Annotated in this window: 22 protein-coding genes; 15 read left to right on the top strand and 7 right to left on the bottom strand. The window is 66.5% G+C overall.

Features of this window, described 5'->3' with window-relative positions:
* The 9 genes from fliQ to glmM all read left to right on the top strand — a co-directional run bounded on the left by fliQ (position 1) and on the right by glmM (position 9,081).
* Entirely contained in the window at positions 1-276 is a 276-nt protein-coding gene (fliQ, locus tag ACWF5H_RS16910; protein ID WP_127511122.1) for a flagellar biosynthesis protein FliQ, read from the top strand.
* A complete protein-coding gene (locus ACWF5H_RS16915) occupies positions 276-1,034 on the top strand; it encodes a flagellar biosynthetic protein FliR (RefSeq protein ID WP_452038257.1) in 759 nt (252 codons plus the stop codon). Before fliQ ends, ACWF5H_RS16915 begins: the two co-directional genes overlap by 1 nt.
* On the top strand, positions 1,035-2,201 hold the full coding sequence (locus ACWF5H_RS16920; protein WP_452038259.1) for an EscU/YscU/HrcU family type III secretion system export apparatus switch protein: 1,167 nt from the start codon (positions 1,035-1,037) through the stop codon (positions 2,199-2,201).
* Positions 2,201-4,255: a flagellar biosynthesis protein FlhA gene (locus tag ACWF5H_RS16925; protein ID WP_452038261.1), complete on the top strand. Its 2,055-nt coding sequence runs from the start codon at positions 2,201-2,203 to the stop codon at positions 4,253-4,255. Before ACWF5H_RS16920 ends, ACWF5H_RS16925 begins: the two co-directional genes overlap by 1 nt.
* Positions 4,230-5,654, top strand: a complete 1,425-nt coding sequence (locus tag ACWF5H_RS16930; RefSeq protein ID WP_452038263.1) for a hypothetical protein — start codon at positions 4,230-4,232, stop codon at positions 5,652-5,654. The genes ACWF5H_RS16925 and ACWF5H_RS16930 overlap by 26 nt, the downstream gene beginning before the upstream one ends.
* A 139-nt stretch (positions 5,655-5,793) precedes the next feature.
* Complete coding sequence (locus tag ACWF5H_RS16935; protein ID WP_364644393.1) at positions 5,794-6,054, top strand: carbon storage regulator; 261 nt, start codon at positions 5,794-5,796, stop codon at positions 6,052-6,054.
* Positions 6,055-6,522: 468 nt separating this feature from the next.
* On the top strand, positions 6,523-6,966 hold the full coding sequence (gene rplM / locus ACWF5H_RS16940; RefSeq protein ID WP_364644394.1) for a 50S ribosomal protein L13: 444 nt from the start codon (positions 6,523-6,525) through the stop codon (positions 6,964-6,966).
* A 37-nt stretch (positions 6,967-7,003) separates the two neighbouring features.
* Positions 7,004-7,498 carry a 30S ribosomal protein S9 gene (gene rpsI, locus ACWF5H_RS16945; protein WP_364644397.1) on the top strand — a complete coding sequence of 165 codons (495 nt, stop codon included), beginning with the start codon at positions 7,004-7,006 and terminating at the stop codon, positions 7,496-7,498.
* A gap of 218 nt (positions 7,499-7,716) precedes the next feature.
* Complete coding sequence (gene glmM, locus ACWF5H_RS16950; RefSeq protein WP_452038266.1) at positions 7,717-9,081, top strand: phosphoglucosamine mutase; 1,365 nt, start codon at positions 7,717-7,719, stop codon at positions 9,079-9,081.
* A gap of 36 nt (positions 9,082-9,117) precedes the next feature.
* Here the strand turns inward: glmM and ACWF5H_RS16955 are convergent, their stop codons facing one another.
* The 4 genes from ACWF5H_RS16955 to coaA form a co-directional block, all read right to left on the bottom strand.
* Positions 9,118-10,098, bottom strand: a complete 981-nt coding sequence (locus tag ACWF5H_RS16955) for a hypothetical protein (protein ID WP_452038268.1) — start codon at positions 10,096-10,098, stop codon at positions 9,118-9,120.
* A 163-nt stretch (positions 10,099-10,261) separates the two neighbouring features.
* On the bottom strand, positions 10,262-10,660 hold the full coding sequence (gene mscL / locus ACWF5H_RS16960) for a large conductance mechanosensitive channel protein MscL (protein ID WP_452038270.1): 399 nt from the start codon (positions 10,658-10,660) through the stop codon (positions 10,262-10,264).
* 64 nt (positions 10,661-10,724) lie between these two features.
* Positions 10,725-11,537 carry a M15 family metallopeptidase gene (locus ACWF5H_RS16965; RefSeq protein ID WP_452038272.1) on the bottom strand — a complete coding sequence of 271 codons (813 nt, stop codon included), beginning with the start codon at positions 11,535-11,537 and terminating at the stop codon, positions 10,725-10,727.
* A 1-nt stretch (position 11,538) separates the two neighbouring features.
* Complete coding sequence (gene coaA / locus ACWF5H_RS16970; protein WP_364644411.1) at positions 11,539-12,516, bottom strand: type I pantothenate kinase; 978 nt, start codon at positions 12,514-12,516, stop codon at positions 11,539-11,541.
* Positions 12,517-12,668: 152 nt separating this feature from the next.
* Between coaA and glmS the strand changes: the two genes are divergently transcribed.
* The gene (gene glmS / locus ACWF5H_RS16975) at positions 12,669-14,570 is read left to right on the top strand and encodes a glutamine--fructose-6-phosphate transaminase (isomerizing) (protein ID WP_452038411.1); all 1,902 of its coding nucleotides are present in this window, start codon (positions 12,669-12,671) and stop codon (positions 14,568-14,570) included.
* A 240-nt stretch (positions 14,571-14,810) separates the two neighbouring features.
* Positions 14,811-15,161: a holo-ACP synthase gene (locus ACWF5H_RS16980; RefSeq protein ID WP_364644819.1), complete on the top strand. Its 351-nt coding sequence runs from the start codon at positions 14,811-14,813 to the stop codon at positions 15,159-15,161.
* A gap of 3 nt (positions 15,162-15,164) precedes the next feature.
* Here the strand turns inward: ACWF5H_RS16980 and ACWF5H_RS16985 are convergent, their stop codons facing one another.
* A complete protein-coding gene (locus ACWF5H_RS16985) occupies positions 15,165-15,728 on the bottom strand; it encodes a dihydrofolate reductase family protein (protein WP_452038274.1) in 564 nt (187 codons plus the stop codon).
* A 178-nt stretch (positions 15,729-15,906) separates the two neighbouring features.
* Here ACWF5H_RS16985 and ACWF5H_RS16990 point away from each other — a divergent pair, with 178 nt between their 5' ends.
* Complete coding sequence (locus ACWF5H_RS16990) at positions 15,907-16,296, top strand: VOC family protein (protein ID WP_452038276.1); 390 nt, start codon at positions 15,907-15,909, stop codon at positions 16,294-16,296.
* A 13-nt stretch (positions 16,297-16,309) separates the two neighbouring features.
* On the opposite strand, the gene ACWF5H_RS16995 is transcribed toward ACWF5H_RS16990, so the two are convergent.
* Positions 16,310-16,675: a hypothetical protein gene (locus tag ACWF5H_RS16995; protein ID WP_452038278.1), complete on the bottom strand. Its 366-nt coding sequence runs from the start codon at positions 16,673-16,675 to the stop codon at positions 16,310-16,312.
* 9 nt (positions 16,676-16,684) lie between these two features.
* Positions 16,685-18,442, bottom strand: coding sequence for a glycoside hydrolase family 10 protein (locus ACWF5H_RS17000; protein WP_452038280.1), 1,758 nt, complete (start codon positions 18,440-18,442; stop codon positions 16,685-16,687).
* Positions 18,443-18,657: 215 nt separating this feature from the next.
* On the opposite strand from ACWF5H_RS17000, the gene glgX reads away from it, so the two are divergent.
* Genes glgX through treZ form a run of 3 tightly spaced genes read left to right on the top strand, consistent with a single transcriptional unit; the run spans position 18,658 to position 25,126 of the window.
* Positions 18,658-20,982, top strand: coding sequence for a glycogen debranching protein GlgX (glgX, locus tag ACWF5H_RS17005; RefSeq protein WP_452038282.1), 2,325 nt, complete (start codon positions 18,658-18,660; stop codon positions 20,980-20,982).
* Positions 20,983-20,984: 2 nt separating this feature from the next.
* Positions 20,985-23,291 (top strand): malto-oligosyltrehalose synthase, encoded by a 2,307-nt coding sequence (gene treY / locus ACWF5H_RS17010; protein WP_452038284.1) that lies wholly within the window; start codon positions 20,985-20,987, stop codon positions 23,289-23,291.
* A complete protein-coding gene (treZ, locus tag ACWF5H_RS17015) occupies positions 23,288-25,126 on the top strand; it encodes a malto-oligosyltrehalose trehalohydrolase (protein ID WP_452038286.1) in 1,839 nt (612 codons plus the stop codon). Before treY ends, treZ begins: the two co-directional genes overlap by 4 nt.
* Positions 25,127-25,131: the final 5 nt, after the last annotated feature.

Here is a 25,131-nt window from a genome sequence, read left to right on the forward strand (position 1 = left end):
GTGGATACAAACGCCGTCCTGGACATCGGCCTGCAGGGCCTGCTGATCGCCGCCAAACTCTCCGCCCCAGTGCTGGTCACCGCCCTGGTGGTCGGCTTCGCCGTCTCCTTGGTCCAGTCGATGACCCAGATCCAGGAGATCACGCTGTCCTTCGTGCCCAAGGCCGTGGCCGTGGCGGTGGCGCTGCTGGTCTGCGGGCACTGGATGATCTCCGAGATGGTCTCCTTCACCCAGGAAATGTTCGAGAAAATCCCCGGCCTGCTCGGCGGCGGATAATGAACATCCCGCTCGACCAGGCGTGGATCGAGGCCACCATGCTGGCAGGAGTCCGCATGGTGGCTTTCCTGCTCATAGCCCCGCCGTTTTCGTACGGCGCCATCCCGGCCCGGATCAAGGCCATGCTCGGCGTCGGGCTGGCGCTGGCGGTGTCGCCGCGGGTGGTGACCGGTTACGAGCCGCTGAGCACCGCAGGGTTTTTCGGGGCACTGGTGCTGGAGATCCTGGTGGGCGCGCTGCTGGGTTTCCTGGTGTTCATCGTGTTCTCGGCGGTGCAGTCCGCGGGCACGCTGATCGACCTGTTCGGCGGTTTCTCGATGGCGCAGGCGTTCGATCCGCAGTCCATGGTCAACGGCGCCCAGTTCACCCGGCTGTTCCAGATGGCCGCGCTGGCGCTGCTGTTCGCCTCCGACGGCTACCAATTGATTATTGGCGGGCTGGCGCGCAGCTTCACCGCACTTCCGCTGGGCGGGGGAGTGGACCTGGCCGAGCCCGTGCAGGTGATGATCACCGGCGTGACCCAGATGTTCTTGGCCGCTGTGCAGATTGCCGGGCCGCTGCTGGTGGTGCTGTTCCTGGCCGACGCCGGTCTGGGCCTGCTCACCCGCGTGGCCCCGGCGCTGAACGCGTTTGCGCTGGGCTTTCCGCTGAAGATCTTCCTGACCCTGATGTTGGGCGGGGTGGTGTTCGTGGCGCTGCCGCGGATTGTTTCGTCCCTGGCCGGCCAGGCCGTGACGGCGCTGACGGGGGTGGGCTAGGTGTCGCAGGAAACCTCCGAAGAACGGACAGAGCAAGCCACGCCCAAGCGGATGAAGGAGGTCCGCCAAAAGGGCCAGCTCTCCAAGTCCCAGGACCTGACCGCCTGGCTGGGCATCGGCGCTGCCGCGGTGATGCTGCCGATGACCATCGACCGGGCCTCGCAGGCCGGCACCGACCAGATGTTCACCGTCACGCGGATGATCGCGTCGCCGGATCCGGCGCTGGTGGTCAAGGCGCTGGAGGATGGGCTGGGCACCATCATGTACACGCTCACGCCGATGTTCCTGGCCGTGGTGGCCGTAATCATCGCCGGCGCGGCGCTGCAGGGCGGCATCCACTGGAAGAAGTTCAAGCCGGAAACCCAACAGTTCAACCTGGTCAACGGGCTCAAAAAGGTGTTCGGCATGCAGGCGCTCTGGCAGGGTGTGAAGGCGCTGCTGAAGACCGTCGTGGTGGGACTTGCCCTATACTTCGTGGTGCAGGGACTGGTCCCGGTGCTGATGACCGCCGGCGGGCTCTCTGTCACCTCGCTGCTCGACGCCGCCGGCGCCGGCACCGTCGGACTGCTGCAGACGGCGATCATCGCCGGCCTGATCCTGGCCGCGCTGGACGTGATGGTGGTGATGCGGCGCAACCGGAAGAAGACCCGAATGACCAAGAAGGAAGTCCGGGACGAGAGCAAGAACTCCGAAGGCGATCCGCTGATCAAGTCGCAGCGGCGCTCGCGGCAGCTGGCGATGAGCCGCAACCGCATGATCGCCGCGGTGGGAGGCTCCGACGTCGTGCTGGTGAACCCGACGCACTACGCGGTGGCGCTGAAATACGAACCGGGCAAATCCGCGCCGCGCGTGGTGGCCAAGGGAGCCGGCCTGATTGCGGCCCGCATCCGCGAGGAAGCGGAGACCACGCACGTGCCGGTGGTGCGTGACGTGCCGCTGGCGCGGGCGCTGCACGCGGCGTGCGAAATCGGGCAGGAAATCCCGCTGGAGCTCTACAACGCCGTGGCCCGCGTGCTGGCCTTCGTGATGAGCCTGAAAGCCCGCGGCGCAGCCGTCGGGGTCCACACGATGGCGGAGCCGGCGATGACCGATGCCGATGCTGCCGCCCATGCTTCAACCCGGCAGGGCCGCCGTGCCCTGTCCTTACCGTCGCCTGGAGGTGACTGATGAACCGCAACCTCTCCAAGCTCGCTGTCCCCATGGGCGTGGTGGGCATCATCCTGCTGCTGGTGGTGCCGATCCCGGCCGGGCTGCTGGATGTGCTGATCATCGTGAACATTCTGCTGGCGCTGGTGATCCTGCTGACCACCATGTTCGTGAAGAAGCCGCTGGACTTCTCCGTGTTCCCGTCGCTGCTGCTGGTGGCCACGCTGTTCCGGCTGGGCCTGAACGTGGCGTCCACTCGGCTGGTGCTGGGCGACGGCTACGCCGGGCAGGTGATCGAGGCTTTCGGGCACGTGGCCGTGGGCGGTTCGATCATCATCGGCGCGGTGGTGTTCCTGATTCTGGTGGTCATCCAGTTCGTGGTGGTCACCAAGGGCGCCGAGCGCGTGGCCGAGGTGGGCGCGCGCTTCACGCTGGACGCGATGCCCGGCAAGCAGATGGCGATCGACGCCGACCTGAACGCGGGCCTGATCACCGACGTGCAGGCCCGCGAACGCCGTGCCGCGGTGTCCGCCGAGGCCGACTTCTACGGCGCGATGGACGGTGCGTCCAAGTTCGTCAAGGGCGATGCGATCGCCGGCATCATCATTATCATCATCAACATCGTCGGCGGCATCGCCATCGGCATGCTGCAGCGCGGCATGCCGATCGGCGAGGCGGTCAGCACCTACACGCTGCTGACCATCGGCGACGGCCTGGTCACACAGATCCCGGCGCTGCTGATGGCCGTCTCCACCGGCATGGTGGTAACACGGTCCAACGCGGACTCGGAAATGGGCTCGGATGCGTCCGACCAGCTGACCCAGTCCCGGCAGGCGCTGATGATCGCCGGCGGCGCGGCCATTCTCCTCGCCCTGATCCCGGGCATGCCCAAGATCCCGTTCATCTTGGTGGGCGCGTTCCTGATTTTCATGTCCCAGCGGCTCAAGGCATCGGAGGCGGCCAAAGCCAAGCACGACGACGCCGCGGCCGCCGAAGCGGGTCCGCCGGCTGCCGCTTCGGAGACTACCGAGGACCTGATCGAGCAGATGCGGGTGCATGCGCTGGAGATCCAGCTGGCACCTGACCTGGTGGACCTGGTCTCCGGCGCGTCGGACGACCTGCTGGCCCGGGTGCGGGCCTTGCGCCGGAAGATCGCGATGGAACTGGGCATTGTGGTGCCGCCGGTGCGCACTCGCGACAGCATCGACCTGCCGATGTCCACCTACGCCATCCGGATTGCCGGCGTGGAGACGGGCCGCGGCGAGGCCCCGGCGGGCAAGGTGCTGGCGCTGGGGGACAACCTGGACTCGCTGCCGGGCATCGCCACGGTGGAGCCGGTGTTCGGGCTGGTCGGCAAGTGGGTGCCGGCGGAGATGCGGCACAGTGCGGAGATGACCGGAGCGACCGTGATCGACCGGGTCTCGGTTTTGGTGACACATCTGTCCTCGCTGATCTCGGCCAACGCGGCCCGGCTACTGACCCGCGAGGACGTGCGTGTGCTGACCGAGGGTGTGAAGTCCGTGAACCCGTCCGCCGTCGACGAACTCACCCCGTCGCTGCTCTCGTTGGCCGAGGTCCAACGGGTGCTGCAGGGACTGTTGGCGGAGCAGATCCCGATCAACGACCTGCCGCGTATCTACGAAGCGTTGGCGCTCAAGGCCAAGTCGTCCACCGATCCGGAGGGGCTGATCGAGGCCGCACGGCAGGCGTTGGGGCCGGCCCTGACCGCGCAGTACCTGGACGGGCAACTGCTGCGGGTCATCATGATCGATCCCACGCTGGAGCAATCGATGCTGGAGGGCATGCGGCCGTCCGAACTGGGTACGCAGATCCTGCTCTCGGCCGACCGGACCGAAGCCGTGCTGGCCTCGTTGCGGGATGCCCTGGAGAAAGTGGAAGCCAACGGGCTTACCGCCGTGCTGGTCTGCGCACCCGCGCTCCGCCCGGCCATCCGGCGGCTGGTCTCGGCGCAGTCCGGCGGACTTCCGGTACTGTCCTACCAGGAGGTCACCTCCGCCAACGTAAAGATCGAGACCGTGGGGGTAGTGCGTGTCGGCCAGACGGCTGCAGCTTAAAGGCGCTTCACTCCAGGAACTCAAAGCCCAGGTCCTGGCCGAGCACGGACCCGACGCGAGGATCGTCGCCGCGGAGAAGGTCACCGTCGGCGGCATCCGCGGCTTCTTCGCCCGCGAGCACTACGAAGTCACCGTGGAACTTCCCGCCCCGCCCATGCGCGGCCAGCATGCGCTGGACCAGAAGGCCCGCGCGGGCATCGCCGCGCTGCTGGCGGACGCCGAGCACGCCGAATCCCAAATGCATGGCTCCCGCGTCCACGGCAAGGCGCCCGAACTGCACGTGTCCACGCACACGGACCAGTTCGCGGTCATCATGGACAACCTCACGTTCAACACCGCCCGGCCCACCCGGCTGCCCAAGGGCGCCAAGCTGGAGGGCACGGAACCCGAGGCTGGCGTGCCGCCAACAACTCGGCCTGAGGCTGGCCCTCCGGCCTCCGATGCTGCGCCGGCGGATGCCGCCCCGGCAGGTGAGGTGCTGACAGGTGCCGCACCGGCGGGTGCCGCGCCGGCGGGTGCCGTGCCGACCCCTGCACGGCCCGGTTTTGGGCGGCGCCGGACCGACGCGAAACCTGCAGCCGACACCGTGCCAGAGCCCGGGCCGACCGTGTTGGGTGCGGAACTGGACGCCGCAGTTGCGGGGACGCCGGCGGCGCCTGCTGGAACTGCCGCTGCATCGGTTGGGACTCTCGCTGCGTCTACCGGCGCACCCGCCGGGCCAGAGGCGGTCAGCCATACGGACGTCGTGGCGGGCACGGTCGTCGTCAGCGGGGTACTGCATGGCGCAGCAACGGGGGAACCGGACGAGTCGCACCTGCCTCCGGGACCAGGACCTGGACCGGGAGCGACGGCTGCGCCGATCATTCCCTCGCCGCTCTACGGGCCCGGAGACTTGGTGCTGGTAATTGGCCAAGGCAGCAATGCCTTAGAGGCGGCAAATTCCATGGCCGCCGCAGCGCCTGCCGTCAACGGGGCGCCGTCGGATGCCGCGGATTGGATCTCCAGCGGTGGGAACACGGTCAGGATGGCCGGCGCGCACGCCGCAGATGTCAGGCGGCCGGTGCGGGACCGCAACAGCGCCATCGGTGCCCGCGCCCGCGGAGTGGAACGGGGGCAGAGCGTATTCGTGGCGTTTGGGTTGGGCCAGACGCTCACGCCGACCCTGGAGATGCTCGCGATCCTGCCCGCGCTGGGGGCGGACCAGATTTGGCTTGCCGTGGACGCCGGGCGCAAGGCCGAGGACACGGATCGCTGGGTGCAGGCCGTGCAGCGTGTTGTTGTTCCGGACGGTCTTGCCGTGACCGGAAGCAGGCACACCAGCACGCCGAAGACCGTCAACACCCTGGGTGTGCCCGTCGGTTGGATCGACGGGGCGCCGTCCGAGGCCGCCCGGCTCTGACGCCCCATCTGCCGGTTCACAGGAATCCGGGCTCCGGCACGCCCAGACCCATTTCCATTTCCGCTTAATTGATTCACCACGCCACGAAGTCGTGCCGTGACCCGGCAGATCCGTGATTTTCCTGCGATAGAGTTGACGGGTGCTGGTGCTGACACGTAAACCCGGAGAGCGGATCCTGATCGGTGACGACATTGTCATCACCGTGCTGGACGCCCGCCGTGACGGCGTCCGTCTCGGCATCGAGGCACCGCGCGGCGTGAAAATCCAGCGCGACGAAGTGGTCCAGGCCGTCAGCGAAGCCAATGTGGCTGCCGCTCAGAGCGGGCCGGAAGCCGAAGAGCGCATCAAGGCCCTGCTGGGCCTGAATGTTGCCGGCACTACCGAATCCAGCGGGAGCTGACCTCCACGTCAGCCGGCACGGGCGGTTTCGTGTTAGCCGGCATCGCCGTCGCCTTCGCTGACATCGCCTGCACGACGCCGGCTCACCGGCACAGACTCGCGGGCGCCGGCTCGCTGACACCGACTTCCGGGCGCCGGCCACGCCGAGAACGGCGGCGTCCGACCGTTGGCGAGCAGCTCGGAGGGGCGCACCGCGGCGTGGCACCGCCGTCGTTCTTGTCTTTTTTGACCTAACCGGCGTGGCAGGATAATCTTAATCGTCGTTGTGCGTGTCCAACCTCGATACGCTATGTCCGTGAGACGGCCCGGTTGCAGGGCCAACCTGATCCACGGAAATAGCCGAGACACTCTGGGCCACTGGTTAGATTTCAGTCCTCACCTGAAGTTCCGGTAGCGCATCACCAACTTTGCGCGTGCGTTCTGTGAAGAATGCGCCGCTACCTTAGAACACCAAACGAAGGCAAAAACCGTGCGTACGTACACTCCGAAGCCCGGCGATATCAACCGCCAGTGGCACGTCATTGACGCCACCGACGTTGTCCTCGGTCGTCTTGCCAGCCAGACCGCAACACTGCTGCGCGGAAAGCACAAGCCGACCTTTGCTCCTCACATGGACATGGGCGATTTCGTCATCATCATCAACGCTGAGAAGGTTGCCCTGACCGGCGCCAAGCTCGAACAGAAGCGTGCCTACCGCCACTCCGGTTACCCGGGTGGCCTGTCCTCCGTCAACTACGCCGAACTGCTGGAAAAGAACCCGGTGCGCGCAGTTGAGAAGGCCATCAAGGGCATGCTGCCGAAGAACTCCCTGGCTGCCCAGCAGCTGTCCAAGCTGAAGGTCTACAAGGGTGCCGAGCACCCGCACGCTGCCCAGCAGCCGAAGACCTTCGAAATCACCCAGGTCGCCCAGTAGCGCCGGCCACCACTAGAAACTTAATTCAAGGAGAATCGTGGCTGAAGAGCTGAACACTGCTGCTGAGGGCGAAGCCCTCACCAGCTACACCTCGGAGTCTTCCGAGGCGACCGAGACCGCCAAGAAGGAACGTCCGGCCCTGACCGTCGGCGGAGCTGCCGTGGGTCGCCGCAAGCAGGCCATCGCCCGCGTGCGCCTGGTTCCGGGTTCCGGCAACTGGACCATCAATGACCGGGAACTGGCGAACTACTTCCCGAACAAGCTGCACCAGCAGGAAGTGAACGATCCGTTCAAGATCCTGGATCTGGAAGGCGCTTACGACGTCATCGCCCGCATCCACGGCGGTGGCCCGTCCGGCCAGGCCGGTGCGCTGCGCCTGGGTGTTGCCCGTGCGCTGAACGAGATCGACCGCGAGAACAACCGCCCGACGCTGAAGAAGGCCGGTTTCCTCACCCGCGACGCTCGCATCATCGAGCGCAAGAAGGCCGGCCTCAAGAAGGCCCGCAAGGCACCCCAGTACTCGAAGCGCTAAACCGCTTCGGAAGTCCTGTGCTTCCACCGCGAGGCCCCTCAGCATCTGCTGCGGGGCCTCGCGGCCGTTTAAGCCGCCGTGCGCCCTGCCGACCCGGGGGCAGGCAGAGGTCAGAGCCTCGCGGCAAGCGTCAAGTAGACCCGGGCCGGAGGCGGCTCGCGTGACCGCCGACACGCTGTGAACCGACTACGCGGAACGCTGCCGTAAAATGATTCGCAATGTCTAGATTATTTGGTACCGACGGAGTCCGCGGCCTGGCAAACGGGTTGATCACTGCAGAGCTCGCGCTGGAAGTTGCGCAGGCTGCCGCAGTGGTCCTTGGCCACCGGGAAGTTGAGAGCGGCAAGCGCCCGACGGCGGTGATCGCCCGCGATCCGCGCGCCAGCGGCGAGTTCATCAGCTCTGCCGTGGAGGCCGGTCTGGCAAGTTCCGGCGTGGACGTCTTTGACGCCGGGGTGCTGCCAACTCCCGCCGCCGCCTACCTGGTGGGGGACCTTAACGCCGACTTCGGAGTCATGATCTCCGCCTCGCACAACCCGGCTCCGGACAACGGCATCAAGTTCTTTGCCCGCGGCGGCCACAAGCTGCCCGACGAGGTCGAGGACGCGATCGAGCAGGAAATGTCCCAGCCGCGTCTGCGGCCCACGGGCGCAGACGTCGGACGGATCCAGCGCTTCTCCGACGCCGAGGACCGCTACATCCTGCACCTGCTGCAGACGCTGCCGGTCCGGCTCGAGGGCCTGAAGGTTGTCCTCGACTGCGCCCACGGCGCAGCCAGCGGCTGCTCGCCGGAAGTCTTCCGCGCCGCCGGTGCCGACATCGTAGTGATGGGCGCCGAACCGGACGGCTTGAACATCAACGACGGCGTGGGCTCCACCCACTTGGAGAAGCTGCAGGCCGCCGTCGTCGAGCATGGCGCAAACCTTGGTATCGCCCACGACGGCGACGCAGACCGCTGCCTGGCCGTGGACGAGCGCGGTGAGGTGATCGACGGCGACCAGATCATGACGATTCTGGCACTGGCCCTGCGCGATGCGGGACGGCTCAAGGACGACGTCCTGGTGGCCACCGTCATGAGCAACCTCGGCATGAAGCTGGCGCTGCAGGAAGCGGGCATCCGGATCGAGGAAACCGCGGTGGGCGACCGCTACGTGCTGGAGAACATGCGCGCCAACGGCTACTCGCTGGGCGGCGAACAGTCCGGCCACGTGATCTTCTCGGACTATGCCACCACCGGCGACGGCGTGCTGACCGGCCTGCAGTTGGCTGCACAGCTGGCCAAGGCGGGCAAGCCGCTGTCCGAACTGTCCCGGCTGATGGTCCGGCTGCCCCAAGTCCTGATCAACGTCAAGGATGTCGACAAGAGCGCCGTCAAAACCAATCAGGCGCTCCAGTCTGCCGTCGAGGCTGCGTCCGCGCGGTTGGGCGAGACCGGCCGGGTGCTGCTGCGGCCGTCCGGCACCGAGCCCGTTGTCCGCGTGATGGTGGAGGCCGCCGACATGGCCACGGCGCAGGCCACCGCCGAGGACCTAGCCCAGACGGTGAAACAGCAGCTGGCTCTGGAGCCGGCCGACGTCGACTAGCCCCGGCGCGGCGGCCACTGCGCGCGCCGCCCGAGGTCAGCGCCAGGCATCGACCACTACTACCTCGTAGCTGTCCGCCGTCGGCGGGTTACCGGTGTCGAACTTGGCGTTCACCACGGCCAGCTTGTCGCCGATCAGTGCTGCGGTGGTCGGCGTCTGGAAGGCGTCGCTGGTGATCACGGATCGGACCGTCCCGGACGCCAGCTTGTGGTCCAGTTTGATCTTGCTGATCTGGTTGTCGGTATTCTGGACGGCCCACAGCCAACGGCCCTTCAGCTCCAGCCCGTCGACGTTGCTGACCTTGACGCCGGAGACCCTGCGGCTGGCACCGGTCCGCGGGTCCACCGTGTACAGGGCCCCGTTGGCCGTGTGGGCCACGATCAGCTTCCGCCCATGGTCCGCCGCAACGATGCCGTTGAGGTTGAAGTCCCCGCTCCGCTCTGCGGCAGGCCCGCTCAGCTGCAGCGTCTTGGGCTTCCCGATCCGCCCGTCCTCGCCGATCGGTAGGAAATACAGTTCGTCGTCAACAGAGTTGGTGAACCAGGCGCCGCCACGGCCAAGTGTCACGTCGTTGATGAACGAATGGGCCGGGTCGTTCAGCTGGAAATCGGCAACCGGCTTCCCGGTCCGGGTGTTGTAGACATAGGCCTTGCCGGTGGGGCCGCCGGCTACGAACAGCAGGTGCCGGTGCGTATCGGCGGCCATCCCGACGGCGAAGCGTCCCTTCGGCGCGTCGATGTACTTTTTGGCCATGCCGCGGCGCAGATCCCCGCGGTATATGTCGCCTGCGTACAAGTCGCCGGCGTAGAACGTGCTGCCGCGGCCAGCGGCAATGCCCTCGGCGGAGGTGGCGTCCGGCAGGTCGATGATTCTGGCCGTCCGCCCGGACGGTGAACGGGAGCTGTCGGACACCTGAGGGCCGGCGGAAGCCGGCATCCCGGTTAAGAGGAGGGCGAAGGACGTCAACAGGGCGGCAGCCAGCTTGGCAAACAGGGCAAGCGGCGAATGGTGTTTCATGGAGATTCACCTGATTCTTCGGATACTTCGGGAGGAGTCCACCGGTCGCCTGCCGGTGGCGATGCTCCGAGCGTACGCCGACCGAGCCAAAACGTCAGGCCCTCCCCGCAGTGGTGCGGGACGGGCCTGAAGAGGTTGACGCGCCGGATGCCGCGCTTGGTGGCTACCGACGGTTAGGGGCCTGCAGCGCGTCGCGGATCTCGGTCAACAGCACAATTTGCGGATCCATGGCTTCTTCTTCCTGGGTGATGCCGAGCCGGCGGTTACGCCGCTCGATCATGTGGTTCATCGGGACCACGACCACAAAGTAAACCGCCGCCGCAATCAGCAAGAAGTTCACGATGGCGGTGAGCAGCACCCCGAAGGCGACCTCGTTGCCCCTGAAGTTCCACAGCAGGAAGCTGTTGAAGTCGGGCGAGCCCACCAGGCCGGCGATAAACGGCATCAGCACGCTATTGACCAGGGCATTGACCACCATGCCGAAAGCTCCGCCAATAACAACAGCGACGGCAAGGTCAACGACGTTGCCCTTCATAATGAATTCTTTGAACCCCTTTAACATTCCGCAAATGTATCCCTATTCCGCGCAGGAGCAGAGACCTCAAGTGGAATGTCTCCCGAAGGCATCATGAATATCCGGGCGCACCGGGCAAGCCGAAGTATTCTTCGAGCGAATTGATGCTTCGTTGTGCCATCTTCCCGGCCACCTTCTTGCCCACATAGCGCAGATGCCACGGCTCAGGCGAATACCCGGTCACCTTCTCTTCCCCGGGCGAGTAGCGGATGATGAACCCGAAGCGCTGGGCGTTGTTGGCGACCCAGATGCCGGCGGCGGTCTCGGCGAAGCACTGCTGCAGATTGCACGCACCGGTGCTGTCGCCGACGTCCATGGACAGGCCGGTCTGGTGCTCGGAATAGCCAGGACGCGCCGAGATCATGTCTGCGGCGGCCTCGCTTCCGTGCTGGCGTACCCAGTGGTTGTAGGTGTCCACCTGGGTGGCATAGGAACGGAATCCGCTGACCATGACCATTGGCGCGCCGTCGGCCGCGGCCGCGTTGAACATCTTTTCGGTGGCGTCCGCCACGGCATCGCGCAGCAGGGCAGATTCGCCGCCGGTCCCGATGCTCACGGCCGGCCGGCGCAGGTCGCCCGGGTGGTAGTCCAGCGGGACCAGCGGCCGGCGCTTGTTCACGACGACGCCGATGCTCGCCGGGTTGGCGTGGTCCTCACCGGCACCGGGCGACTTATCGGCCTTCTTCTTCGCGGCTTTCGTGCTCTGCGACGGAACCGGGAGGGATGTGGCGTCCTCCGACGGACCCGGCAGAGCCGCCGTCGTACTGGGGGAGGGGGTGGGCTCGTCGGCAGGAACGCAACCGGTGAGCAGGGCCAGCACGGCGGCCAGGCCGGCGGCGAGCGCCGGGGCCCTCAGAGCTGTCATGTCAGGTTTTCCGCAGCAGCATTCTGCGGATCGAGTGGTCCGCATCCTTCGTCAGCACCAGTTGTGCCCGGCCGCGTGTCGGCAGCACGTTCTCCCTCAGGTTCGGTTCATTGATCCGGCGCCAGATCCCCAGCGCTGTCTCGGTGGCCTCGGTGTCGCTGAGCGAGGCGTAGCGGTGGAAATAGGATTCCGGGTCGGCGAACGACGTCCGCCGCAGTTTGTGGAAGCGGCTGACATACCACTGCTCAATATAGGACGTCTTGGCGTCCACATAAACGGAGAAATCGAAAAAGTCGCTCAATGCCAGCCCGGTCCGTCCGTCCGCCCGCGGGCGTGCCGGAGCCAACACGTTGAGCCCCTCAACAATCAGCACATCCGGGCGGCGGACCACCACTTCCTTGTCCGGCACGATGTCGTAGGTCAGATGCGAATACCAGGGCGCCCGCACTTCTTCGGCACCTGACTTGACCTCGGACACGAACCGCAGCAGCGCCCGCTGGTCGTAGGACTCCGGGAAGCCCTTGCGTTCCATCAGGCCGCGCCGAGCCAGTTCCGCATTCGGGTACAGGAACCCGTCCGTGGTGATCAGTTCAACGTTCGGGGTGTCCGGCCAGCGGCGCAGCATCTCGCGCAGCACGCGGGCCGTGGTGGATTTTCCGACGGCGACCGACCCTGCCACGCCGATCACGAACGGGGTGCGGCGGGTGGTCTCGCCCAGGAACGTAGTGGTGGCTTTATGCAGCTCGCCGGCCGCGCCCACGTACAGGTTCAGCAGGCGGGAGAGCGGCAGGTAGACCTCGCGGACCTCGTCCAGGTTCAGGGCATCGCCCAGGCCGCGGAGCCGTTCAATATCGTCCTGGTCAAGGGGCTGCTCAATCTCGTTGGACAGCCGGGACCAGGTCTGCCGGTCCAGCTCAACGTATGGTGTGAAATTACTCTCACCGCTTGACGCCGTCGTCTTCGGTGTCGCATCAGTCACCTATGAATTGTGCCTGCTGCGGGTTTCAAATCCCAAAAGGCGCGCGACGGCGGCGAGCCGGGTTACGCCGACGGCTCACCGCCCGCGGCCGATGGCAGGGCGGAGAGGCCATGCTGTCAACGGCTGCGCTGCGGGCAGGTACCCTTAACCCCATGTGTGGAATCGTAGGATATGTTGGCCGCCGCGACGGCGGGGCCGGAGTCAGCGTTGCTGATCACAGCGCCCTGGATGTTGTTCTCGAAGGTCTTCGCCGCCTGGAATACCGCGGCTACGATTCCGCGGGGGTAGCCGTCATCTCCGAGTCCGGTATCGAATCGCGGAAGAAGTCGGGCAAACTGAGCAACCTGTTGGACGCACTCGAGGCCGACCCGCTGCCCGAGTCGCTAACCGGCATCGGCCACACCCGCTGGGCAACGCACGGCGGACCCACCGACCAGAATGCGCACCCGCATCTGGCCGACGATGATCAGCTGGCCGTGATCCACAACGGCATCATCGAGAACTTCGCCGAAATCCGTGCGTCTCTTTTGGCCAAGGGCCACACGCTGCTCTCAGAGACCGACACGGAAGTGGCGGCAGTGCTGCTCGGTGACATCTACCGTTCGCTGGTGGCCAAGGACCCTGCCACCGCCACCCTGGCCAACGCCATGCAGCTCGCCTGCCAGCGGCTCGAGGGCGCGTTCACCCTGCTGGCCATCCACAAGGACCAGCCCGACGTCGTCGTCGCTGCCCGCCGCAACTCGCCGCTGGTCGTCGGACTGGGCGAGGGGGAGAACTTTTTGGGCTCCGACGTTTCCGGCTTCATCGACTTCACCCGCCGCGCGGTGGAGCTGGAGCAGGACCAGATCGTCACCATCACCCCGGACACTGTCGAAATCACGGACTTCTTCGGCAACGAGGCCCAGGGAACCGAGTTCGAGGTCGACTGGGACGCAGCCGCCGCGGAAAAGGGCGGTTTCCCGTCCTTCATGGAGAAGGAAATCCACGACCAGCCGGAGGCCGTCGGCCAAACCCTGCTCGGCCGGTCCGACCTGGACGGCCGCCTGACCCTGGACGAGCTGCGGATCGATCCGGAGTTGCTCAAGACGGTCAGCAAGATCATTGTGCTGGCTTGCGGCACGTCGGCCTACGCCGGCCAGGTGGCGAAGTACGCGATCGAGCACTGGTGCCGGATTCCGGTGGAGGTGGAGCTTTCGCACGAGTTCCGCTACCGCGACCCGATCGTGGATGCCAATACGCTGATCGTGGCCATCTCCCAGTCCGGCGAAACCATGGACACCCTGATGGCCGTCCGTTACGCCAAAGAGCAGGGCGCCAAGGTTCTGGCCATCTGCAATACCAACGGTTCAACCATCCCGCGCGAGGCCGACGCAGTGCTCTACACGCACGCCGGCCCGGAGATCGCCGTTGCCTCGACGAAGGCGTTTCTGGCGCAGATCACCGCGGCCTACCTGCTGGGCCTCTACCTGGCGCAGCTTCGCGGCAACAAGTTCCAGGGCGAGATCAAAGACATCCTGGCAGACCTGGGCAAGATCCCGGCCAAGATCCAGGCTGTGCTGGACAACGCCAAGGACATCAAGGACCTGGCTGTCCGTATGGCGGACACCAAATCGGTGCTGTTCCTCGGCCGGCATGTGGGCTTCCCGGTCGCCATGGAAGGCGCGCTGAAGCTGAAGGAACTGGCCTACATCCACGCCGAAGGGTTCGCCGCAGGCGAGCTCAAGCACGGACCGATCGCCCTCATCGAGGACGGCCAGCCGGTCTTCGTGGTGGTGCCCTCGCCGCGCGGGCGCAATTCGCTGCACGCCAAGGTGGTCTCCAACATTCAGGAGATCCGGGCCCGCGGTGCCAAGACCATCGTCATCGCCGAAGAGGGCGACGAGGCGGTCAAGGACTTCGCGGAGTTCGTCTTCTTCGTACCGGAGACGCCCACCCTGCTGGCCCCACTGCTGACCACGGTTCCGCTGCAGATCTTCGCCTGCGCACTGGCCACGGCCAAAGGCTTCGACGTCGACCAGCCTCGCAACCTGGCCAAGAGCGTCACGGTCGAATAACAGGCCCCAGGCAAGCATGGCCACACGCCTCCTCTTTGCAGCGCCCCGAACCCCGTACAACCGGATCGGGGACTGCGCGGTTCCCCAGCGTCGGGTGCGCGCGGGGCGGGCAGCGCTACGGCTGCGGGTGCGGCTGCTCTCCGTGCCGCCGGTGCGGTGCACGCTCCGATCCAGTCCGGAGCCCATGCTGGCGCCCAGATGCGCCCGCTCGCCGTGGGCCGTGCGCGCCGGAGCCGGGAAATGATCGTCGGCATCGGCGTGGACGTGGTGGAAGTTTCCAGATTCCGCCGGCAGCTGCAGCGCACCCCGGCCTTGCTCGAGCGGCTCTTCACCCCGGCCGAGCGTGAACTCAACACCAGGTCACTGGCTGCCCGCTTCGCCGCCAAAGAAGCGATCGCCAAGGCGCTGGGCGCCCCCTCGGGAATGAACTGGCAGGACTGCACCATCTGCGTCGACGCTGGCGGAGACCCCTATCCGGAATTCACCGGCACCGTTGCCGCGGCGGCCCAGGCCCGGGGCGTGAAGTACTGGCACCTGTCCATGAGCCACGACGGCGATCTGGCCACGGCCATGGTGGTAGCCGAAAAGTAGCGGTCAGCCGCCCGCCACCCGGTAGCGCAGGTACACCACCCCATTGCCGAAGCGCCTCTCGTCCAGCAGCTCGAGGTCCACCTTCAGGTCTTCCGCCAAAAAGCGCTTTCCGCCGCCGACCACGATCGGCGACATGAACAACCGGCATTCATCGACCAGCCCTGCGCTGAACGCGTGGCCGGCCAGTTCCGGTCCGCTAATGCTCAGGTCTTCTGCAGCTTCGTTTTTCATCCGGCGGACGAGATCCGGGTCAAACTCCCGCTCGATCCGGGTGCGGGCGCTGGAGGCCTTGTCCAAGGTCCGGGAATAGACCACCTTGTCCTTCCGCAACCACGACTCGGCGAACTCGCGTTCGACCGGAGCGACGTCGCCCCCGGTCGGCACGATTTCCCAGAACACCATCACCTCATACATCCGGCGACCGAGAAGATACGTACCGACACGATCCTCCAAGTCATTCACGAACGAATGAACTTCCTCGTCCGGCATGCTCCAGTCAAAGTTGCCGTTCTGGTCGGCAATGTAGCCGTCCAGCGACATGATGGCTGTATACAGCAGTTTGGCCACGATAACTCCTGAGCTGATCGGAAGGGCGGGGGCGCGTGGTCCCATTGTTGCCGACCAGCTCCGTCAGGGGAACGGCTGCTGTCCCCGCGGGCGCAGCGGATCCGGGCCTATTCGGAGACGACTGCACGATGTATCCTGCTGGCACTGGCAGCAGGCCATGATCGAAGGAGAATGAGCCGTGACAGCACCGGACCAGTACGCAAGCGTCCGCTACCTGGTGGACGATGTGGGGGCGGCCGTCGATTTTTACACCAAGAATTTCGGCTTCACCGTGCATCTGCAATTTCCCGGCTTTGCCGACGTGACGCGCGGCCCGCTGCGGCTGTTGCTATCCGGGCCACCCAGTTCGGGGGCCCGCGCCACTCCGGCGGAGTATGCGGCCGCCGGACGCAACCGCATCCACCTGATCGTTGAGGACCTGGACGCAGAAATCGGCCGGCTGCGCGGTGCAGGGCTGCAGTTCCGCAGCGACGTGGTGGAAGGGCCCGGCGGCCGGCAAATATTGCTCACGGACCCTGCCGGGAATTTAGTGGAACTGTTCCAACCCGCACCGCAGGCACCGGCGTGACCGGTGGCCATTCTCAGTCGCCGCCGATGCTTTTGACGTACGAGTAGGCCTCCTCGGCGACGCTGCCCCACAGTTGCTCGGTGGCCGACGCGTCGTCGGCCACCGCGGGAAAGGCCACCCATTCCTTCATGGTCCGCTCTCCCATGGTGACCGGTTCTGCCGCACCGGAAGCCACAGCAGTTTCGGCGCGCGGCCGTGGGACCTTGACGATCAGGCGGTGGTCGTGGCCGAGGAACGCGAAAATCTTTCCGCCAACCCGAAGGCCAGGACTGCGGAACATGGTGCCGCTTTCCACCAGCGGGTCCTTGGAAAAGCGGCGGGCCAGGGCCTCGAGCAGGACAAGGTCCTGATCGCCGTCCGACCGGGGCGGTTTCGTCACAACGTCCTCTCAGGCTCGAATGAAGATGGCGGAAGCCGCGGCGGATTCGACCATGACATCGCTCATGCCGACCACCACATACCAATAGGTGCGTCCCCGGACCGTGCCCGTGTCCACGAACCGCTCCGGATTGCCGCGGCGCCGCTGCACCCGCCGGAGCGCGCCGGCCTGGGACGGGATCACGGCAGCGGCGGCGCCGTTGGAGTCCCAGCGGTAAATGGCATAGTGCCGCGGCAGCGTCCCGCTGGTGGCGCCCCGCCAGATGAGTTCGACGGCGGTGCCGTTCCACCGCGCGCTGGTGATCAGCGGTGCGTAGGGTCGCTGGGCGCCCAGATGGGACATCACCGGGGTCATCGACACGCGCCGGTAGAATTTGTCCTTCACCAGGCCGATGCTGTTCAGCCGGTTGGACCGGACGGAGCTGGCGGAGAAATAAACCTGCCCGCTGACCCCCGAGGTGGCCCGGCACTTGGCGGTGTGGTTGTAGAGTTCCCGGGGCTTTTGCCACGCGGCTCCCTGGGCAGCGTCGCCCACTTTGTAGGCACCCTCACCGATGTAGAGCTTGCAGGTGGTGCCCTTGACCTGCCCCGCCCACCAATTCACCAGCGTGTTGTAGTCCGCGGCTGCGTTGCCTTGGTGCCAGTAGAGCTGCGGGACCACATAATCGAGCCAGCCTTGCTTCACCCAGAGACGGGAGTCGGCGAACGTGGCGTCATAACTCTGCAGGCCGGAGGTGGCCGAGCCCCGGCTGTCAGTCGACTGGTTGCGCCAGATACCGAAGGGACTGATGCCGAACAGCATCCGAGGTTTCGTGGCGAAGATTCTGGCGCTCAGGTCGCGGACGAAGGTGTTGACGCTGCGCCTGCGGAAGTCGGCCAGACTCTCGCCCGTCCGCCGGTACGCGTTGTAGGCGGCCGAGTCCGGGATGCTTTGCCCCGCGACCGGGTAGGGGTAGAAATAGTCGTCCAGGTGGATGCCATCGACGTCGTACTTCGCCACGACTTCCGCGATCACCTTGATGATGAAGCTGCGCACGGCGGGGATGCCGGGGTTGTAGTAGCGCCGGCCTCCGAAGGCGAAGGTCCAGCCGGGATTTTTACGGGCCGGATGCCAGGAGATCAGGTCGGCCAGGTTGGTTGTCATGGAGACGCGGAACGGGTTGAACCACGCGTGCAAGTGCAGGTTCCGTGCATGCGCCTGGCCGATCGCGTAGGCCAGCGGGTCGTAGCCCGGGTTCCGCCCCTGCGTGCCCGTGAGGTAGCGGGACCAAGGCTCTCCCGCAGCGGAGGGCCAGAAGACGTCGGCGGCCGGGCGGACCTGCAGCATGACCGCATTAAGGTTCCGGTTGCGGGCCAGATCCAGCCAGCTGCGCAGTTCGGTCTGCTGGGCCGCCGCCGTCAGCCCGGAGCGGGACGGCCAGTCGATGTTGAGCACGGTGGAGAGCCAGAAGCCGCGGAACTCGTGCTTGGGCATATCCGTGACCCTGGCCGGTTCCCGGACGGTGACACGATAGACCCTATTAATGACCGCTGCCGCCAGGCTCAGCTCAAGGGGGCCGCCGGCGGTGACAGCCCGGGAAGGACTGCCGCTGAGCAGACCTGCCGCGCCGAGCACCGTCAGGGCCGTCGCCCTGGTGAACCCGCGCCGCGAGACGACGCCGCTGGATCCCGAATCGCCGCCATTCATGGCCAGCCCCCGCTTCACGAGAACCCGATAGTAGGTCAACGATACGCCCGCACCGGCCCGGTCGACAGTAGTACCAGTCATTGTGTAGGACCGGTGGCACCGGTGTGCCTGATCGGGCGCATCAGGCAACAGTCTGCAGGGGAATTTAGCGGGCCCGGGACACGGCGGATTCCGCGCGGTGCCGGGCGCCGTCGTCGTTGTCCGGACTCTGGGGCGGATCGCCCGGGATGTCCATTGTCCGGGCCATGAGGTAAGAAAGGATGAGGGGATCCCCATCGATGATCAGGAGTATGCGCATGGAAGTTTGGCCGGGAGACGCCTACCCGCTGGGGGCAACCTACGACGGGACCGGCACCAACTTTGCCGTCTTCAGCGAGGCAGCGGATGCCGTGTTCCTGTGCCTGTTCGACGACGACGGCGCCGAAACGCGGGTCGAACTCAAAGACGTCGACGGCTATGTGTGGCACGGTTATCTGCCCCAGATCCAGCCGGGGCAGAAGTACGGTTTCCGGGTGGAGGGGCCCTACGATCCCGGCCAGGGCCAGCGCTGCAACGTGAACAAGCTGTTGCTGGACCCCTATGCGAAGGCCGTCAGCGGCCAGATCGACTGGGCCCAGCCGTTGTTCGGCTACAACTTCGGCGACGAGGACTCCCGCAACGATGAAGACTCGGCGGAGCACATGATGCTCGGCGTCGTGGTCAATCCGTTCTTCGACTGGGACGGTGACCGCAAGCCGCGCACGCCGTACCACCGCACGGTGATCTACGAGGCCCACGTCAAGGGCCTGACCCAGCTGCATCCGGAGATCCCCGAAGAACAACGCGGCACCTACGCTGGCATCGCGCATCCGGCGGTGATCGGGCACCTGCAGAAGCTGGGGATCACCGCGATCGAGCTGATGCCGGTCCACCAGTTCGTCAACGACAGCACGCTGCAGGACAAGGGTCTGTCCAACTACTGGGGTTACAACACCATCGGCTTTTTCGCGCCGCAGAATTCCTACTGCTCCTCCGGCGATACCGGTCAGCAGGTGCAGGAATTCAAGGCGATGGTCCGTGAACTGCACCTGGCCGGCATCGAGGTGATTCTCGACGTCGTGTACAACCACACGGCAGAAGGCAACCATTTGGGCCCGACCCTTTCCTTCCGCGGGTTAGACAACGGGGCGTACTACCGGCTGGTGGAGGACCAGCCGCAGTACTACATGGACTACACAGGCACGGGAAATTCGCTGAATGTGCGCCACCCCCACTCGCTGCAGCTACTGATGGACTCGCTGCGCTACTGGGCGTCGGAAATGCACGTCGATGGATTCCGCTTCGACCTTGCCTCCACGCTGGCCCGCGAGTTCTACGATGTGGACCGGCTCTCGACGTTCTTTGAAATGGTGCAGCAGGACCCCATCGTGTCCCAGACCAAGCTGATCGCGGAGCCGTGGGACATCGGTCCGGGCGGCTACCAGGTGGGCAACTTCCCGCCGCTGTGGACCGAATGGAACGGCCTCTACCGGGACACTGTGCGCGATTTCTGGCGGGGCGAGCCGTCCACGCTGGGCGAATTCGCGTCCCGCATCACCGGGTCATCCGACCTGTACGAGGCCACCGGCCGCCGGCCGGTCGCCTCCATCAACTTCATCACCGCCCACGACGGCTTCACCATGCGGGACCTGGTCTCTTACAACGAGAAGCACAACCAGGCCAACGGCGAGGACAATAACGACGGCGAATCCCACAACCGCTCGTGGAACTGCGGGGTTGAAGGGCCTACCGACGACCCTGCGGTCCTCACCCTGCGTGCCAGGCAGCAGCGAAATTTCCTGGCCACGCTGCTGCTGAGCCAGGGCGTGCCGATGATTGCCCACGGCGACGAGCTGGGCCGCACCCAGCAGGGAAACAACAACGTGTACTGCCAGGACTCGGAGCTGTCCTGGGTGGACTGGAACAATCTGGACCAGCCGCTGCTCGAGTTCGTAGCCACGGTCAACCGGCTGAGGGCCGACCACCCCACTTTTCGGCGCCGGACGTTCTTTGACGGGAAGCCGGTCCGGCGCGGCGAGGGCGAACCGCTCAGCGACGTTGTGTGGCTCACCCCGGAGGGGACCTTGATGGAACCGGAGGACTGGGACGAAGCGCTGGGCCGGTGCATCGGTGTCTTCCTCAACGGCCAGGGCATCCGTGGGCGCGACGACCGCGGGCAGCGGATCACCGATGAACACTTCCTGATCTATTTCAATGCGGACGACGACGATGTGCCATTCGTGCTGCCGCCGCGGGAATATGCGCCGGCGTGGGACATCATCATCGATACCGCGGGCGGCGGGGACTCGACCGGGCCGCTGAAGGCCGGGGAGACCGCGCCGGTGGCGGCGAAGTCCACCATGGTGCTGCGGGCCCATTCGCCGCAGGAAGACGAACCGGACCATTCCGTGGCGGCATCGGTGGCAGCCATGTCCGAGTCGGAGCGGCTGGACGAATCCGGGCAGGCTGCGGAACCCGAGGCCGCCGAATCTGTGCAGGCGTCGGCCCCCGGGCGGCAACCGGACGCTGGCGCTGCGCCGGAGGCGGCCGCTGATGAATCCGACGCAAAGCCGGCAGCCAAGGGCAAGAAGGGGAAGCAGTAAGGATGAGGGCACCGGCGTCCACCTACAGATTTCAGATCAGGGAATCGCTCACGCTGTATGACGCGGCAGACCTGGTGCCGTACCTGCACAACCTCGGCGTCGACTGGGTCTACCTGTCGCCCCTGCTCACCGCGGAACCGGGATCCGATCACGGCTACGACGTGGTGGACTTCGGTGCGGTGGATCCGGCCAGAGGCGGGATCGACGGGCTGCGCGCGCTCTCCGCAGCCGCGCGGAAAGCCGGGCTGGGCGTCCTGGTGGACATCGTCCCGAACCACATGGGCGTGGGGACTCCGGCCAACAACCGCTGGTGGTGGTCGCTGCTGGCCGAGGGCCGCGGGTCCCGCTATGCCGAAGCGTTCGACATCGACTGGGACGCCGGCGGCGGAAAGATCCGGATTCCGGTGCTGGGCGACGGGGACGCGGAACTGGATGCGCTGGAGCTGAACGACGGCGAGCTGCGCTACTACGAGAACAGGTTCCCTGTCGCAGCGGGGACAGCCGACGACGGCGCCACCGCCCGGGAAGTCCACGAGCGCCAGCACTACCAGCTGGTGAACTGGCGCCGGGCCGACGCGGAGCTGAACTACCGCCGGTTCTTCGGGGTGAACTCGCTGGCCGGCGTCCGGGTGGAGGTGCCGTGGGTCTTCGACGAGTCCCACGCCGAGATTAAACGCTGGTTCGACGAGGGCCTGGTCGACGGGCTGCGCGTGGATCACCCGGACGGGCTGGCGGACCCGAAGGGTTACCTGCAGAGGCTGCAGGAGCTGACCGGCGGCGCCTACGTGCTGGTGGAGAAGATCTTGGAACCGGGGGAGACGCTGCCGGCGGACTGGGCCTGCGCGGGAACCACCGGGTATGACGCGCTGGCGGAGATAGACCGGCTGCTGGTGGATCCCGACGGGCGGGAACGCCTGACCGAGGCAGCGCCGGTCCAGCCGTACCAGCACATGATCCATGACACCAAACGGGGCATTGCGGACGGCATCCTGCGCTCCGAGGTACTGCGCCTGGCGCGGCTGGTCCCGGCCGACGCGGGAGTGGACTTCGACGTCGCCGCGGATGCGCTCGCGGAACTGCTGAGCTGTTTTCCGGTGTACCGGAGTTACCTGCCGGTCGGCGCAGACTATTTAGCGGAAGCCGGAATCGCGGCCCAGGCCCGCCGCCCGGACCTAGCCGAAGCGGTCACCACCTTGTTGCCGTTGCTGCAGCCTGAAGGGGCCCTGACCGAGCTGGCGGTGCGCTTCCAGCAGACCTCCGGCATGGTGATGGCCAAGGGCGTGGAAGACACCGCGTTCTACCGGTACACGCGGCTGACCTCCTTGAACGAGGTGGGCGCCGACCCATCGATCTTCGCGGTGGAGCCGTTCGAGCTGCACACGCGGCTGATCCGCCGGCAGCAGGAGGCGCCGCTGGCGATGACCACGCTCTCCACGCACGACACCAAACGCAGCGAGGACACCCGCGCCCGGATCTCCGTGCTCGCCGAACTTGCGGACCAATGGCCGGCCCGGCTGGCGGAGCTGGACCGGTTGGCGCCGTTCGGAGACCTGCCGTTCGCGGACCTGCTGTGGCAGGCGGCGCTGGGAGCCTGGCCGTTCAGCCGGGAACGTGCGCATGCCTACGCGGAGAAGGCGGCCCGCGAAGCCGGCAACAGCACCTCGTGGATCGACCCCGATGCCGATTTCGAAAAGCAACTGCATGCCGCCGTGGATGCGGCCTTCGACGACCCGGAGGTGAACCGCCTGCTGGTCGGCCTGGTGGAGGAAACCGTGGCTTTCGGCCGGAGCAACTCGCTGTCCGCGAAGCTCATCCAGCTGACCATGCCCGGCGTGCCCGATGTCTACCAGGGCACGGAATTCTGGGACCACTCGCTGGTGGATCCGGACAACCGCCGGCGGGTGGACTTCCAGGCCCGGCGCATGGCGCTTGAGGATCTGGGCAGGGACGGGACCCCGCCCGTCGACGACGGCGCGGCGGCCAAAATGCTGGTGGTCGCCCGGGCACTGCAGTTGCGCCGGGACCGGCCAGAGTTGTTCACCGGCTACGAGGCCGTTTCGGTGCAGGGACCCGCCGCCGACCACGTGTTCGGCTTCGACCGCGGCGGCGCAATCACGCTGGCCACCCGGCTGCCGGTGCGGCTGCAGCGGGACGGCGGGTGGCGGGATACCGCCGCCGTCCTTTCGCCGGGACCATACCGTGACGTGCTGAGCGGGCGGAGCCACAGCAGCGAGGGCGCCCTCCACCTGTCCGACGTGCTGGCCGAGTTGCCGGTGGCGCTGCTGGTGCGCGGGGAAGAAGGAGCATGAGCCGGGACTTCGCGGTCTGGGCACCGCAGGCCGGCACGGTGGAACTCCAGGCGGGCCCATCCCGGCTGCCGCTGCACGAACCCGGCGGCGACGGCTGGTGGCGGCTGCCGGACACCGCCGCCGTGCCCGAGGGGGAGCTTGACTACGGCTACTTGCTCGACGGCGAGGACAGGGCGCTGCCGGATCCGCGGTCGCGCCGCCAACCGGACGGCGTACATGGACTGTCCCGGACATTCGACGCCGCGGCTCACCCGTGGCGGGACCAGGACTGGGTTTCCCCGGGACTGGGCGGGGTGGTCTACGAACTGCATCTCGGCACGTTCACCGCCGAGGGAACGCTGGACGCAGCCGCCGGCAAGCTCGACTACCTGGCCGGACTCGGCGTGGACTACGTGGAACTGCTGCCGGTCAATGCGTTCAACGGAACACACAACTGGGGCTACGACGGCGTGCTGTGGTTCGCCGTGCAGGAGACCTACGGAGGGCCGGCCGCCTACCAGCGGTTCGTTGATGCGGCGCATGCCAAGGGCATTGGCGTGATCCAGGACGTCGTCTACAACCATCTGGGCCCCAGCGGAAACTACCTGCCGCGGTTCGGGCCGTACCTGAGCAGCGGCAGCGCGAACACCTGGGGCGATTCCGTCAACCTGGACGGCCCCGGCTCGGACGAGGTGCGCCGCTTCATCACGGACAACGTGCAGATGTGGTTCCGCGACTACCACGTGGACGGGCTGCGGCTGGACGCGGTGCATGCGCTGCGGGACGAGCGGGCGGTCCACATCATGGAGGAGATCGCGGCGGTGACGGACACCTGTGCGGCGGAACTGGGCAAGCCGTTGTTTTTGATCGCCGAGTCGGACCTGAACAACCCGCGGCTGATCGAGCCCCGGGAGTCGAACGGCTACGGTCTGGCCGGGCAGTGGAGCGACGATTTCCACCATGCCGTGCATGTGAACCTCACCGGCGAGACCAGCGGCTACTACGCAGACTTCGCCGGACTGGGAGCGCTGGAGAAGGTGCTGCGGGACGGTTTCTTCCACGACGGCAGTTATTCCTCGTTCCGGGAACGGCACCACGGCCGGCCGATCAACAAGGACCGGGTGGCGGCACCGCAGCTGGTGGTCTGCACCCAAAACCATGACCAGATCGGCAACCGTGCCGCCGGCGACCGGCTCACCGGGAGCCTGAGCTATGGGCAGCTGGCGCTCGCTGCGGTGCTGAACCTGACCGCCCCGTTCACCCCCATGCTGTTCATGGGAGAGGAGTTCGCCGCGTCCACCCCGTGGCAGTTCTTCACTTCGCACCCGGAGCCGGAACTGGGCGAAGCGACCTCCGCCGGCCGGCTCAAGGAGTTCGAACGGATGGGCTGGGACCCGCGGGTGGTGCCCGACCCGCAGGACCCGAAGACCTTCCACAACTCCAAGCTGGACTGGAGCGAGCCGGAAACCGGCGACCACGCGCGGATGCTGGAGCTGTACCGGCGGTTGATCGCGCTGCGGAAGCAGCATCCCGAGCTGACGGACCCTGACTTTGCGGCGGTGTCGGTGCACACTGACGCGGGCGCCGGCTGGCTCATCCTGCACCGTGGCCCGCTGGCCATCTGCTGCAACTTCTCCGCCGAGCCGAGCACCGTCCCGGCCGGGCCCGGCGCGGTGGTGCTGGCCACGGACGATGGCGCTGCATTTGCAGCCGGGAGCGCAGCCGCAGCCGGGAGCGCAGCCGCTACCGGGAGCGCAGCCGCTACCACGGGCGATGCTTCGCCAGCCGGGGCGTTTGCCGGACTGGTTCTGCCCGGGCACTCGGCCGCCATAGTCCACAGCGGGGCCGCAGGCTAGGATCG

Source organism: Arthrobacter sp. NPDC055138, assembly GCF_053607305.1.

Coding starts and splice junctions, on each gene's coding strand:
- ACWF5H_RS16915 (WP_452038257.1), top strand. CDS start 276: ATGAACATCCCGCTCGACCAGGCGTGGATCGAGGCCACCATGCTGGCA.
- ACWF5H_RS16925 (WP_452038261.1), top strand. CDS start 2,201: ATGAACCGCAACCTCTCCAAGCTCGCTGTCCCCATGGGCGTGGTGGGC.
- glmM (WP_452038266.1), top strand. CDS start 7,717: ATGTCTAGATTATTTGGTACCGACGGAGTCCGCGGCCTGGCAAACGGG.
- ACWF5H_RS16955 (WP_452038268.1), bottom strand. CDS start 10,098: ATGAAACACCATTCGCCGCTTGCCCTGTTTGCCAAGCTGGCTGCCGCC.
- mscL (WP_452038270.1), bottom strand. CDS start 10,660: ATGTTAAAGGGGTTCAAAGAATTCATTATGAAGGGCAACGTCGTTGAC.
- ACWF5H_RS16965 (WP_452038272.1), bottom strand. CDS start 11,537: ATGACAGCTCTGAGGGCCCCGGCGCTCGCCGCCGGCCTGGCCGCCGTG.
- glmS (WP_452038411.1), top strand. CDS start 12,669: ATGTGTGGAATCGTAGGATATGTTGGCCGCCGCGACGGCGGGGCCGGA.
- ACWF5H_RS16980 (WP_364644819.1), top strand. CDS start 14,811: ATGATCGTCGGCATCGGCGTGGACGTGGTGGAAGTTTCCAGATTCCGC.
- ACWF5H_RS17000 (WP_452038280.1), bottom strand. CDS start 18,442: ATGACTGGTACTACTGTCGACCGGGCCGGTGCGGGCGTATCGTTGACC.
- glgX (WP_452038282.1), top strand. CDS start 18,658: ATGGAAGTTTGGCCGGGAGACGCCTACCCGCTGGGGGCAACCTACGAC.
- treY (WP_452038284.1), top strand. CDS start 20,985: ATGAGGGCACCGGCGTCCACCTACAGATTTCAGATCAGGGAATCGCTC.
- treZ (WP_452038286.1), top strand. CDS start 23,288: ATGAGCCGGGACTTCGCGGTCTGGGCACCGCAGGCCGGCACGGTGGAA.